The organism is Aurantimonas sp. DM33-3, from assembly GCF_014334315.1.
In the GTDB taxonomy this organism is placed as follows: Bacteria; Pseudomonadota; Alphaproteobacteria; order Rhizobiales; family Rhizobiaceae; genus Aurantimonas; species Aurantimonas coralicida.
Window position 1 is genome coordinate 87,446 of sequence record NZ_JACSGS010000005.1, and the last position, 11,919, is coordinate 99,364.

An 11,919-nucleotide genomic window follows, 5' to 3' on the forward strand; every position below is an offset into this window, starting at 1 on the left:
TCGTAACGCATCTTCTCACACGCAACTTGTCCGCCACGGTGCCGAGCGCGTGTTTCCATGGTTCGAGTAAAGGAAAATGATCGATGACCGACGACCGGGCGACGACCTCGCTGCGCCGCATGCTTCTCCTGACGGTCAGTCCCGTCATCTGTGTCTTCGCGGCCGGCACGGCTTTCGCGCAATCGCCGGCTCGCGATTATACGCAGGCCACCGCCGCCACCGGTGAGACCGGAACGGTCATGCTCGGCGAAGTTGTCGTGGCCGGTTCCGGCGGCAGCGAGGAGTCCATCGAGGACGGCAACACCGTCGCCGTCGTCGACTACACCGAGATCGAGACCTTCCGCCCGCAGACGGTCCAGGATCTCTTCCGCCGCGAGCCCGCGGTGTCGGTCGGCGGCACCATCGCGACCAACCAGAAGGTCTATGTCCACGGCATCGAGGAGACCAACCTCGCCGTGTCGATCGACGGCGCGCGCCAGAACAACAAGCTATTCCACCACAACGCCACCAACGTCATCGATCCGCGGCTCCTGAAGGCGGCCCGCGTCGATGCCGGCGTTGCCGCCGCCGACGCCGGTCCGGGCGCCCTGGCCGGCGCGATCGCCTACGAGACCGTCGATGTGGACGACCTGCTGCGCGACGGGCGCAACTGGGGCGGCTATGTCGAGGGCGGCTTCCAGACCAATGGCGACACCTTCAGCACGCTCGGCGCCGGCTATGCCCGCTCCAACGGCTTCGAGGTGCTCGGCTTCCTGAACCGCGTCGACGGCGACGATTACGAGGATGGTGACGGCCGCACCGTGACCGGCACCGGCGCCGGCCTCGTCAGCGGTCTCGGCAAGGTGGCCTATGAAGGCCTGTCGGGCGATCGCTTCGAGTTCAGCTACGAGCGCGTGACCGATGACGGCGTGCGCCCCTATCGCGCCAATATCGGCTCGATCATCGGCGGCCGTCCGGTTCCCGATACGCGCATCTACGATCTCGACCGCCAGAATGTCGTCTTCTCCTACGAAAACACGCAGGCCACCGGCTGGTTCGACCCGAAGGTGACGCTCGCCTACAGCACGACCAATCTGGAAACCGAGGAAGACATCCTGCTCGGCGGCGTGCCCAGCGGCAACAAGGCCCGCTACGAGGCCAAGGCTGAGAGCTTCAACGCCACCTTCGCCAATGAATTCCATCTCGAGATGGGATCGGTGAACGCCGGTGTGGACGTCTATCGCGAGACCGCGGATTTCTACGACGCGACCTACTCGACCGGTGAGAAGGCCGACAATATCGGCGCCTTCGCGCAGGCCCGTCTCGACCCGACGGACAAGCTGTCGCTCTCCTTCGGTGGCCGTATCGACCACCAGGTCTTCACCGGCACCAACGGCGGCGACCAGCGCAACACCGGCGCCAGCGGCAACGCCTCGGTGAAATATGCCCTGACCGACCATTTCGCCCTGAAGGCCGGCGTTTCCAGCGTCTTCGGCGGCATCGTCCTGGCCGAAACCTTCATCCAGAACCCGGCCTGGGTCTACACCGACATCGACCCGGTGCGCGGCGACAACGGCTTTGCGGGCTTCGAATTCCGCTATGCCGGCTTCATGCTCGACGGTCAGCTGTTCCGCACCGACATCGAGAACGGCCGCACGCCGGAATATCGCGGCGGCCCGTCGCTGACCCACGACTTCACCAGCACCGGTTTCGACCTGACGGCTGGCTATGACTGGGGCACCGGCAATGTGCGCGGCGGCTTCACGAGCGTGACCACTGAAATGGACGGCAACGGTGTGGACTCCTATGTCGGCAACTACTTCACCGTGCCGATGGGCGAGATCTTCACCCTCGCCCTGGTCCAGCGGGTCGACGAATACGGCCTGACCTTTGGCGCCGATGCCGAGTTCGCGCTGGAGGAAGACGCGCCGGCCAAGAACGGCGCCGATCCGGCCGGTGTGCGCCCGCTGGAAAGCTACGCGGTCGTCAACGCCTTCGTTGAGTACGTCCCGCCGCAGCTCAGCAACGTCACGCTGCGCGCCAAGGTCGACAACATCTTCGACGAGACCTATTCCGACCGCGCCACCTACGGTCAGGAATTCTCCACCGTCGTGCCGCTGCGCAGCCCCGGCCGCTCCTTCGGCGTCTCGGCCCGTATCGAGTTCTGATCACCCGGGCGGCGGGCGCAGGGCTCGCCGCACTTAAGACACCATCATCGACAGGGGCCGGGGAGGAGACTTCCCGGTCTCTTTTGCGTGCGCCGGCGCCATCGCGGAGGCGTTCGTGCTCGCGGGCGAGCGGTGCCGCTGTCTGCCCGATGGTGACGCTCCGTTGCCGTCGCAGCCGGCGTCGCCGGCTTGAGCCGCGCGGCCGCGCACCTATAGTGAGCTGCAAGGCGCAAGGACCCGCTCCCGGGATCCGTCGCGGTTTTCCCGAAAACGGCCACGTCGGCGCGGCCGACATTCGCCGCCAGCCACCGGACCCGGTCGCCCTTCACCCGCAAAAATTCGAGAATGGAGATGTCGATGACCGACAATGCCGACTACACGCCGCCCGCCGTCTGGACCTGGGACAAGGAAAGCGGCGGCAAGTTCGCCAGCATCAACCGCCCCATTGCCGGCCCGACCCATGACAAGGAGCTGCCGGTCGGCAAGCATCCGCTGCAGCTCTATTCCCTGGCGACGCCGAACGGCGTGAAGGTGACGGTCATGCTGGAGGAGCTTCTGGCGGCCGGCCACAGCGGCGCCGAATACGACGCCTGGCTGATCCAGATCGGCGACGGCGACCAGTTCTCCAGCGGCTTCGTCGAGATCAACCCGAATTCCAAGATCCCTGCGCTCAACGACCGCAGCGGACCGGAGCCGATCCGGGTGTTCGAATCCGGCGCGATCCTCATCTATCTGGCCGAAAAGTTCGGCGCCTTCCTGCCCACCAGCCCGGCCGCGCGGGCCGAGTGCCTGTCCTGGCTGCAGTGGCAGATGGGCTCGGCGCCGTTCCTGGGCGGCGGCTTCGGGCATTTCTATGCCTATGCGCCGGTCAAATACGAATACCCGATCAATCGCTACGCCATGGAAGTGAAGCGCCAGCTCGACGTGCTCGATCGCCGGCTGGCCGACAACGAGTTCGTCGCGGGGCCCGAATACACCATCGCCGACATGGCGATCTGGCCCTGGTACGGGGCGCTGGCCAAGGGGCTGCTCTACGATGCGGGCGAGTTCTTGCAGGTGCAGGACTACAAGAACGTCCAGCGCTGGACCGAGGCGGTCTATGCCCGCCCGGCGGTCAAGCGCGGCCGGATGGTCAACCGCGTGATGGGCGAGCCGTCGAGCCAGCTCCACGAGCGCCATGACGCGTCCGACTTCGATACGAAGACGCAGGACAAGATCGCGCCCGCCGCGAAGTAGCGCGGAACACCGATGCACACCCGGCGGCTCTGTATGGCCGCCGGGTTTCCTGCAAAGAGAAGAATTAGCTGGCGCCGTGCGCTTCCAGCACCTTCGCCACCAGCGGCATCAGCTCGTCCGCCCCGCGATAGCCGTGGGTGAGCATCGTGTAGGTGCCCTCGGCATTCGGTCCGACGACCAGCGTCGGAAAGCCCTGCACCCCGGCATTGCGCGACGTGGCGTAATCGAGGCGCGTCGCGTCGCGCACGGCCTCGGATTCAAGCCGCATCAGGAACGGCTCGCGCTCCAGACCCATCTCCTCGGCGAGATCGGCCAGGGTCTCCGGCTGCGTGACGTCGCGGTTCTCGGCGTAGAAGGCGCGCTGGACGCGCTCGAGGAACGGCAGTTCCAACTCGGGGTTCTCGGCCCGGACCGCCACGACGGCCCGTGCGGCCGGATCGGTATCGTAGACGAAGCCGTCCCGCTCGAAGAAATCGAAGTCGAAGGCCTGGCCCGAGCGCTCGTGCACATGCTGCCAGTGATTGCGGATTTCCGCCTTGGACTGCGCCGTCATCGGCTCTTCCGTGCCCGGCCTCAGGCCGCCCATCACCACCCGGACCGGCAAGGCGTCGCCATAGGTCTTGCGGATCGTCTCGATGGTCGGTGCGAAGCCCCAGCACCAGGAGCACATGGGGTCGGCGAAATAGATCGCCTGCAGACCGTCTGTCATGTCGATTGCCAATCTGTCGTTGCGGGTCGGGTTTGAAGAGGATGTCGCGGCGTCCGCCGGTCAGGCCGGTTGACATTGGCGGGCGATATCGGCCGCCATGCCGTCGGCCAGCTGCGCCAGCGCCGCCCGGTCGGTGCCGCGATGCGCCTCGATGCGCAGGGCGGTGACGTCGGACTGGAACCGCGTCGCCAGCCGCTCGGAATCGGCATCGTCCGGGATCTCGCCGGCCGTCCTGGCGCGTTCGAAGGCGGCGGCGATCTCGGCCCGCATCAGGTCGAGATAGTGCCGCGCCGCATTGGCGATCGCCGGATCGTTGGGCGTCGCGTCGAGCAGCGTCTTGACCAGCATGCAGGCATGGACCGGGTCCTCGCCGAGTTCACCGCGCCCCAGGGCGCGCAGATAGTCGGTCAGGCCGGCGATCGGCGTCGGCGCCGCCGCCAGCCGCGCGGCGAGGCCGGCGCGGTTGCGCAGGAAATAGCGCTCCAGCGCCGCCAGAAACAATGCCTCCTTGCTCCGGAAGGCGGCATAGATGCTGCCGGGCTTCATCGTCAGCGCGGCTTCCAGATCCTTCAGCGACGTCGCGTGATAGCCCTTCGCCCAAAAAAGCCGGAGGGCGGCATCGAGGGCGGCGTCGCGGTCGTAGGGCCGGGCGTTGGGGCGGCTGCGTTTCATGTCGTCCAATGTAGGTCGCGCAAGACAGCCTGTCTGTACCGCGGTGCTCCTCGGCCTTCAAGTTTGAGTGCTCGCTCAATTCGCTACTTGAGCGATCGCTCAAGATGATTAGCTTCCCGCTCATCGAACGGCGGCCGGAACACGGACCGTCCCCTCGGACCCGCAGACATTCCGGACATCTGTCCGGCACCGACATCAGGAAGCGATCATGACCGACTTTACCCTGCACGACGAAACCACCGCGCCGGACGACAGCAAGCCGCTGCTCGCCAAGTCCCAGAAGGCCTTCGGGATGGTCCCGGGCCTGCATGCGGTCATGGCCGAGGCCCCGGGTCTGCTGGACGCCTATCAGCAGGTCCACGAGCTGTTCCTGAATTCCAGCTTCGACAAGGACGAGACCACCGTCGTCTGGCAGACGGTGAACGTCGAGAACAACTGCCATTACTGCGTCCCGGCCCATACCGGCATCGCCAAGGCGATGGGCGTCGACGATGCCATTACCGAGGCGCTGCGCAACGAGACCCCGTTGCCCAACGCCCGGCTCGAGGCGCTGCGCGACTTCACCCTCAGCGTCGTGCGCGATCGCGGCAATGTCGATGACGCGAAGGTGCAGGCGTTCCTCGATGCCGGCTTCACCAGGCGCAACATTCTCGAAGTGGTGCTCGGCTATTCGCAGAAGGTGATGTCGAACTACACCAACCATCTGGCGCAGACGCCGGTCGACAAGCCGTTCCAGAAATTCGCCTGGCAGAAGGGCGCCTGAGCGTCAGCCAGCCAGCACGCCGGGACAAGCCTGTCTCGTCACCGAACGCGCGGCCTGCCATCCTTTTAGATGGCGGGCCGTCGTCGTTCCGGCCGGCGTCATCTCAGCGCCGGAACAGGCAGGTGCGCTGGCCCTCGATCTCGCGGATCATCACCGGCAGGCCGAACACCGCCTCGACCACCGCCTCGGTGATTACCGCCGCGACGGGACCCTCATGGGCGACCTTTCCGTCGCACATGGCGACGATGCGGTCGGCATAGGCGCTGGCGAAATTGATGTCGTGCAGGACGACGACGATCGTCTTGCCCAGTTCGTCCGCGGCGCGGCGGATCAGCCGCATCATCGCCACCGCATGGCGGATGTCGAGATTGTTCAGCGGCTCGTCGAGGAGGATGGTGCCGGTGTCCTGCGCCAGCACCATGGCGACGAAGGCCCGCTGGCGCTGGCCGCCGCTGAGTTCGTCGAGATAGCGCTCGGCCAGCTCCGACAAATCGAGATAGGCGATGGCCTCGGCGACCTTGGCGTGGTCGGCCGCCCTCATCCGGCCCTTCGAATGGGGAAAGCGGCCGAATCCGACGAGATCGCGCACGGTCAGCCGCACCGACAGCCCGTTCTCCTGCCGCAGGATGGCCAGCCGCTTGGCGAGTTCGTCGCCCTTGGTGCGGGTGACGTCGAGGCCGTCCACGAGAACGCGGCCGCCATCCATCGGCAGGAGCCGCGCGATCATCGACAAGAGCGTCGACTTGCCGGCCCCGTTCGGTCCGATGATCGCCGTCACACCGCCCGCCGGCAGCGACAGGCTGACGCCATCGACCACCAGGGCGCGATCGTAGCGCTTGGTCAGGTGCTCGGCCTCGATCATGCGATGCCTTTCTTCAGGATGAGGGCGAGGAAGACGAGGCCGCCGGCGAACTCGACGACGATCCCCAGCGCCGTATCGAAATGCAGGACGTGTTCGAGCAGCGTCTGGCCGCCGACGAGGCAGATGATCGCGATCAGCGAGGCCGCGGTCATGGTCAGGCGGTGGCTGCGCGCGCCGACGAGGCTGACCGCCAGGCTGGCGACGAGCAGGCCGAAGAAGGTGACCGGGCCGACCAGCGCCGTGGAGACCGACACCAGCACGGCCACCGTGGCGAGGACCAGCATGACGGCGCGGCGATGGGCGATGCCCAGCGAGATGGCGCGGTCGCGGCCGAGCGACAGGACGTCGAGCGTCGCGGTCATGCGCCACAGGGCAAGGCTGGCGCCGCCGATCAGCGCGGCGGCGATGCCCAGAAGGTCGGTCTCGATGGTGTTGAAGCTGGCGAAGAGGCGGTCCTGCAGGACGACGAAATCGTTCGGGTCGATCAGCCGCTGCATGAGACCGGCGGTGGAGTGGAACAGGATGCCCAGAACGACGCCGACCAGGAGCAGCCGGTGGATGTCGCGCGTGCCGGCGCCGATCAGCGTGCCGTAGAGGCCGCAGGCGAACAGCACCATGACCAGGAGCTCGCCGGCAAACAGCGCGGCGGGAGCGATCGCCGCCGTGGTGGCGGCACCGGTCAGGAACACCAGCAGCGTCTGGATCAGCCGGTAGAGGGCGTCGAAGCCCATGATCGACGGCGTCAGGATGCGGTTGCCGGCGATCGTCTGGAACACCACGGTAGACGTCGCGATGGCGTGGGCGACCAGCAGCATCGCCGCCAGCTTGGCGCCGCGGAACGGCAGCACGAACGACCAGTTGCCGCGCGCCCCGAGCGTCAGGAAGAGGACGCAGGCGAGGATCGCCAGCGCCGCCAGAACGAGGAGGGTCAGGCGTTCGGGCCGATTGCTCCGCTTGGGCGGCGTCGTCGCGCGGGCGGTCCCGGTGCGGCCGTGGGTGGCGCCGAGGTCAACCAAGGCTCGGCCTCCGGCGGAAGATGATCGCCAGGAACACGCAGGCGCCGAGAACGCCCATGATCGTGCCGGCCGGGATCTCGTAGGGCGCCCGCACCAGCCGTCCGACGAGGTCGCAGGCCAGCACCAGCGCAGCGCCCGACAGGGCGACATAGGGCACCGTGCGCCGGCCATTGTCGCCGACGAGCATGGAGACGAGGTTCGGCACAACGAGACCGACAAAGGGAATGCTGCCCACCGACACGATGGTGACGGCGGCGACGAGGGAGACGACGACGAGGCCGAGCGCCAGAACGCGCTCGTAGGAGAGCCCCAGATTGGTCGCCACGTCGCGGCCAAGGCCGGCGAGGGTGAAGCGGTCGGCGGCGAAGACCGCCAGGATCGTCAGGCCGAAGGCGATCCAGAGGAGTTCGTAGCGGCCGCGCAGCACCATCGAGAAATCGCCGCTCACCCAGGCGCCGAGCGACTGCAGCAGATCGAAGCGATAGGCGAGGAAACTCGCCCCGGCCCCGATGATGCCTGACAGGATCAGCCCGACCAGAGGCACCAGCATGCCGGAGCGCAGCCGCAGCCGGGCGATGATCGCCATGAACAGCGCGGTGCCGGCCAGCGCGAATCCGGCGGCGATCAGCATCTTGCCGAAGACCGGGAGGCCGGGGGCGAGGATGGTCACCGCGAGGAGGCCGAGGCTGGCCGATTCCGTCGTGCCGACGGTCGACGGTTCGACGAAGCGGTTGGACGACAGCATCTGCATGATCAGGCCGGCGACGGCGAGGCCGGCCCCGGCGAGCAGCGCCGCGAGCGTGCGGGGAATCCGGCTGACCAGCAGCAGCCGCAGGCCGTCCGCGTCCAGTCCTCCGGCCGCGAGCGTGCCGACCGACAAGGCGCCCGCGCCGACGAAGACGCTGGCGAGAGCCAGAAGGACGATCGTGGCGATCAGGCCAGCGATGATGCGGGAATGGGACATGGCGGTCGTGGTTGCTGCCGGCGCAGGACGGGGCAGGGCGCAAAGGGAGCGTGCGTCGGGGCGGGGCCCCTTCGCGTCAGGAGCCCTTGTCGAAGCGCGCCGTCAGTTGCTCGACATTGGTCTCGAGCGCGGTCAGGCCCGGGGCGGTGAGATACCAGGTCGCCGGGTTCAGATAGACGACATGGTCCGAACGCCACGCCTTGGTGTTCTCGACCAGTTCGTTCTGCAGAAGCGCCGCTGCGGCGCCCTGGCCGATGGCGGCGTCGCGGTCGATCACGAACAGCCAGTCCGGATCGGTGTCGGCGATATATTCGAAGGAGACCGCTTCGCCGTGATTGGCGGCTTCGAGGCCCGGGTCCGCCGGCGTGACGCCGAACTCGGCGTGCAGCAGCCCGAAACGCGAGCCGGCGCCGAAGGCGCTGATGCGGTTGCCGGTGGTCATGACGATGAGGCCGGTGCCGACGCCGGCCGACGTCTCCTTCAGCGCCGCGATCCGGCCCTGCAGATCCGCGATCCGCTGCTCCGCCAGGTCGGCCTTGCCAAAGATGGCGCCGAGCGTGGTGATCCGCTCGAAGGCACTGGCGAGGAGATTGCCGGCATCGACGGTCATGTCGATGGTCGGCGCGATCCGGGCCAGCGCCTCGGTCTGTTCGCTGGAGCGCCCGCCGGCGATGATCAGGTCGGGGGCGAGGGCGGCGACCGCCTCGAAATCGGGCTCGAAGATCGACCCGACCTTCGGCGTGGCGTCGCCGGCATAATGGGCGAGATAGTCCGGGAACGGCGCGGCCGGCAGGCCGGCCATGGGAACGTCCAGCGCATCGAGCGTATCGATAGACGCCATGTCGAAGACGACGACCGTCTTCGGCTCGGCCGGAATGACGACGTCGCCGCGATAGGTCGAGACCGTCATCTCGCCGGATGCCGGTTCCTGGGCGAGCGCCGGCGCCATGGACAGCGCCAGGGCGCACCAGGCCGCGACCAGGTGCGACAAGAGGCGGGGGCGGCGGGACGATGGCGCCCCATGGCGGGCCGAAACGGGCTGGAATGCGGACATGTCTGATCCTTTGCGAGTCTGCCGGACGGCGGGCCGACAGGGCTGAGTGGATAATATGAAAATCATTGTCAAGATTAGCGGTGCCTTGGCAGCAGGGCGCGGACCGGCGAGCTTCCGCAACACTTCCACATAACCTGAGAATTGAAATCATGTTTAGTCCGGGCTATGGCGGCCCGGAAGAGCGGGCGGTGGCCATGGCGCCATGCCGGACAGGCGGGCTGGGGCGACAAGGCCCGCCGCCGCAAAGACAGACAGGGAAGCAGTGCCGCATGAAGCACGAGATCATTCGCGTTCGCCATGAATTGCGGCGACGGGACCTTGAGGTCAGCCGGGTCGAATACCCGACGCCGGGCATGCTCCGCATGACCCTGACCGGCGAGGAGCTGGAGGGGTTTCACAGCCCGTCCGCCGACGACCATGTGAAGCTGTTCATTCCGCAGCCCGACGGCGAGCCGGCAATGCGCGACTACACCCCGCGCCGCTACGATGCGCAGACGCAGTCGCTGGTCCTCGATTTCGCGCTGCATGACGGCGGGCCGGCGACGCTCTGGGCGCGCTCGGCGAAGGAAGGGGATCGCCTGCAGATCGGGGGGCCACGCGGATCGTCCATCGTGCCGCATGATTTCGACTGGTGGCTGATGGTCGGCGACGAGACCGCGCTGCCGGCGATCGGCCGGCGGCTGGAAGAGTTCGCGCCCGGCACGCCGGTCACGACGCTGGTCGCAGTCGAAGGGCCGGCGGAAGAGCAGGCGCTTGCGACCCGGGCCGCGCATCGGCCGCTCTGGGTGCACCGGCCCCTTGCGGCCGCCTCCGATCCCGCGCCGGTTCTTCAGGCGCTGGCCGATCTGTCGCTGCCGGAGGGCGAGGGCTTCGTCTGGATCGCGGCGGAAAGCCGCGTCGCCAAGGCCGTCCGCGCCCATGTGACCGACGTCTGGGGCCATCCCAAGCAATGGCTGAAATCCAGCGGCTACTGGAAGCTCGGCACAAAGGACAGCCACGAGGAATTCGACGATTGATCACCGGCATCCGCACCCGGTCTGCACCGACGAAAGCCGGATGCGGCAGCTACCCTTGCCGCGGATCGCGTGATATCTGCCGGACATGACGACGCTCCGGCGCTTCCTTGCGGACCGATCCGCGGCCCTCGCGGCCATGCTGATCCTGACCCAGCTTCTCCTGGGTCAGGCGGCGGCATCGGGTTTTGCCTGCGCCAGGATGGACGCGTCCGCCGCGGCCGGCGTGACCGTCATCTGCGTCGGCGACGGCTTCGAGACGCGGTCGGTTCCGGCGGCTGACCCATCCGAACACGATTGCTGCGTCGATTGCCCCTCCGCGGCCGGATGCGGCCAGAGCCCGGCCCTGCCGGCGATGGCCGATCTCGCCTCCTACGCGATCGCCGCCGGCGCCACCGACGCTGTCGTGGCCTGGACGCCGTCGCCCGCCGCCCTCGGCCCGCGTGCGCCGCCGCCGGGGCTCGCCCTGCAACGCGGCCCACCGCTTCTCTCCGTCTGAACAATCGGCCCGACACCCGTCGCGGCCCTGCCTGTCCTGTTCAAATGGAGACTTCCATGTCCCTTCGCATCACGCTGGCTGCCGCAGCAGCCCTCACGCTCGGCCTGCTGACGGCCGCTTCCGCCCATGACTACAAGGTCGGCGACATCGCCATCGCCCATCCGTGGAGCCGTGCCACGCCGCCCAACGCCGCCGTCGGCGGCGGCTACATGGTCATCGAGAACCACGGCACGGCGGATGACCGGCTGCTCGGCGGCGCGACGCCGATCGCCGGCGAGGTCCAGATCCACACGATGGAGATGGACGGCGACATCATGAAGATGCGCCGGCTCGAGGATGGCGTCGCGGTGCCTGCCGGCGCAACGGTCGCGCTGGAGCCCGGCGCCTATCACCTCATGCTCATGAACCTGACGGAGCCGCTCACCGAAGGCAGCCGCGTGCCGCTGACCCTGCGGTTCGAAAAGGCCGGACCGGTCGAGATGGAACTGGCGGTCGAGGGCATCGGCGCCCGGGCGCCGGCCGCCATGGACCACGGCGCGCATGGCGGGGCGGCGATGTCGCACGATGCCGGCGACAAGCCGGCCGATGCGGCCGGCCACGGTGCCATGGGCGAGAGCGCCGAGCCGCACCAGCACTAGGCCGCACCTCTCCGACCGCAGTCTGCGGACTGCGCCCGGCGAAGGATCGCGAGGCAGCGCTACGGCGTCGTCTTGCGGTCCCCACGCGCAGCGCGTCCGAGCCGCTTCTCCTTCATCCGTCAGCGATCGCAGGATCGGCCACGGCGTTGCCTTGGGTCTTTGCGGGCCTGCTGGCGATCCTCGCGATCGGCGGTGTGCTGTTTCCGCTGGTCGGCCTGTCGCTGATCGTGATGCTGGCGCTCGATCTGGCGCTGAGCCGGTTCTGGCGGCGCGGACGGGCCTGATCACAGATGGCAGAGGTCACCGGTCTGCCATTGCCGGGCCGGTGATGCCTAGAGGCCGACCC

The 11,919-nt window shown here is 67.9% G+C and carries 13 protein-coding genes; 7 read left to right on the forward strand and 6 right to left on the reverse strand.

The genetic code is table 11. The features are described 5' to 3' along the window. Nucleotides 1-83: 83 nt before the first annotated feature. A complete protein-coding gene (locus H9Q09_RS08910) occupies nucleotides 84-2,147 on the forward strand; it encodes a TonB-dependent receptor (RefSeq protein ID WP_187390749.1) in 2,064 nt (687 codons plus the stop codon). A 357-nt stretch (nucleotides 2,148-2,504) separates the two neighbouring features. Continuing rightward, complete coding sequence (gene yghU, locus H9Q09_RS08915; RefSeq protein ID WP_187390750.1) at nucleotides 2,505-3,383, forward strand: glutathione-dependent disulfide-bond oxidoreductase; 879 nt, start codon at nucleotides 2,505-2,507, stop codon at nucleotides 3,381-3,383. A gap of 64 nt (nucleotides 3,384-3,447) precedes the next feature. Here the strand turns inward: yghU and H9Q09_RS08920 are convergent, their stop codons facing one another. Together H9Q09_RS08920 and H9Q09_RS08925 are read right to left on the reverse strand one after the other, a co-directional pair. Then, complete coding sequence (locus H9Q09_RS08920; protein WP_187390751.1) at nucleotides 3,448-4,092, reverse strand: DsbA family protein; 645 nt, start codon at nucleotides 4,090-4,092, stop codon at nucleotides 3,448-3,450. Nucleotides 4,093-4,152: 60 nt separating this feature from the next. Beyond that, entirely contained in the window at nucleotides 4,153-4,764 is a 612-nt protein-coding gene (locus H9Q09_RS08925) for a TetR/AcrR family transcriptional regulator (RefSeq protein ID WP_187390752.1), read from the reverse strand. Between the two features lie 208 nt (nucleotides 4,765-4,972). Between H9Q09_RS08925 and H9Q09_RS08930 the strand changes: the two genes are divergently transcribed. Next, nucleotides 4,973-5,527, forward strand: coding sequence for a carboxymuconolactone decarboxylase family protein (locus tag H9Q09_RS08930; RefSeq protein WP_024350179.1), 555 nt, complete (start codon nucleotides 4,973-4,975; stop codon nucleotides 5,525-5,527). A gap of 103 nt (nucleotides 5,528-5,630) precedes the next feature. On the opposite strand, the gene H9Q09_RS08935 is transcribed toward H9Q09_RS08930, so the two are convergent. The 4 genes from H9Q09_RS08935 to H9Q09_RS08950 form a co-directional block, all read right to left on the reverse strand. Further along, complete coding sequence (locus tag H9Q09_RS08935; RefSeq protein WP_187390753.1) at nucleotides 5,631-6,389, reverse strand: ATP-binding cassette domain-containing protein; 759 nt, start codon at nucleotides 6,387-6,389, stop codon at nucleotides 5,631-5,633. After that, on the reverse strand, nucleotides 6,386-7,321 hold the full coding sequence (locus H9Q09_RS08940; protein ID WP_210315290.1) for an iron chelate uptake ABC transporter family permease subunit: 936 nt from the start codon (nucleotides 7,319-7,321) through the stop codon (nucleotides 6,386-6,388). The genes H9Q09_RS08935 and H9Q09_RS08940 overlap by 4 nt, the downstream gene beginning before the upstream one ends. Nucleotides 7,322-7,397: 76 nt before the next feature. Beyond that, nucleotides 7,398-8,369, reverse strand: coding sequence for an iron chelate uptake ABC transporter family permease subunit (locus H9Q09_RS08945; RefSeq protein ID WP_187390755.1), 972 nt, complete (start codon nucleotides 8,367-8,369; stop codon nucleotides 7,398-7,400). Between the two features lie 76 nt (nucleotides 8,370-8,445). Next, the gene (locus H9Q09_RS08950; RefSeq protein WP_187390870.1) at nucleotides 8,446-9,318 is read right to left on the reverse strand and encodes a siderophore ABC transporter substrate-binding protein; all 873 of its coding nucleotides are present in this window, start codon (nucleotides 9,316-9,318) and stop codon (nucleotides 8,446-8,448) included. A gap of 374 nt (nucleotides 9,319-9,692) precedes the next feature. Here H9Q09_RS08950 and H9Q09_RS08955 point away from each other — a divergent pair, with 374 nt between their 5' ends. The 4 genes from H9Q09_RS08955 to H9Q09_RS08970 all read left to right on the forward strand — a co-directional run bounded on the left by H9Q09_RS08955 (nucleotide 9,693) and on the right by H9Q09_RS08970 (nucleotide 11,857). After that, entirely contained in the window at nucleotides 9,693-10,439 is a 747-nt protein-coding gene (locus tag H9Q09_RS08955; RefSeq protein WP_187390756.1) for a siderophore-interacting protein, read from the forward strand. An 85-nt stretch (nucleotides 10,440-10,524) separates the two neighbouring features. Next, the gene (locus tag H9Q09_RS08960) at nucleotides 10,525-10,935 is read left to right on the forward strand and encodes a hypothetical protein (RefSeq protein WP_187390757.1); all 411 of its coding nucleotides are present in this window, start codon (nucleotides 10,525-10,527) and stop codon (nucleotides 10,933-10,935) included. Nucleotides 10,936-10,991: 56 nt separating this feature from the next. Next, complete coding sequence (locus H9Q09_RS08965) at nucleotides 10,992-11,573, forward strand: copper chaperone PCu(A)C (protein ID WP_246716071.1); 582 nt, start codon at nucleotides 10,992-10,994, stop codon at nucleotides 11,571-11,573. 146 nt (nucleotides 11,574-11,719) lie between these two features. Beyond that, nucleotides 11,720-11,857: a hypothetical protein gene (locus tag H9Q09_RS08970; RefSeq protein ID WP_187390881.1), complete on the forward strand. Its 138-nt coding sequence runs from the start codon at nucleotides 11,720-11,722 to the stop codon at nucleotides 11,855-11,857. Nucleotides 11,858-11,919: the final 62 nt, after the last annotated feature.